This window comes from Chitinivorax sp. PXF-14 (assembly GCF_040812015.1).
In the GTDB taxonomy this organism is placed as follows: Bacteria; Pseudomonadota; Gammaproteobacteria; order Burkholderiales; family SCOH01; genus JBFNXJ01.
In genome coordinates this window covers 1-340 of sequence record NZ_JBFNXJ010000055.1, presented here as the reverse complement: position 1 = coordinate 340, position 340 = coordinate 1, and the positions used below count along the sequence as shown (strand labels likewise).

Genomic DNA, 340 nt, shown 5'->3' with positions numbered 1-340 from the left:
GTCGTGCGGTCGTGCAGTTGCCGATGAGCGTGTCGGCTGCTGCCTCCTTGCCCACCAGCGAACTCTCGTCCGTTGCGGCCATCCAGAAGGTCTTGCCCGAGCGCGGCTCATAGGTCGCGGGATCGAACACGCCAGAGGGGCCGAACATCGGCGGCTTGATTGGTCATGGCTCCATGCCTTTGTCGTTACGGTCTTCATCGTCGGCATCCTGACGCACGGCGGGCAATTGCTGGAGCAACGCCGGCAGCCATTCCTGTACCGTCTCCCACACCACATCGAGGTTGATGTCGAAATAGCCGTGAGCCATGCGATTACGCATATTGCGCATGCTGCGCCACGG

General features: G+C 61.8%; 1 protein-coding gene. It reads right to left on the bottom strand.

Going from position 1 to position 340, the window contains the following annotated elements:
* Positions 1-163 precede the first annotated feature (163 nt).
* The coding region (locus ABWL39_RS20925) for a DUF86 domain-containing protein (protein ID WP_367796156.1) at positions 164-340 on the bottom strand (177 nt) is incomplete at its 5' end.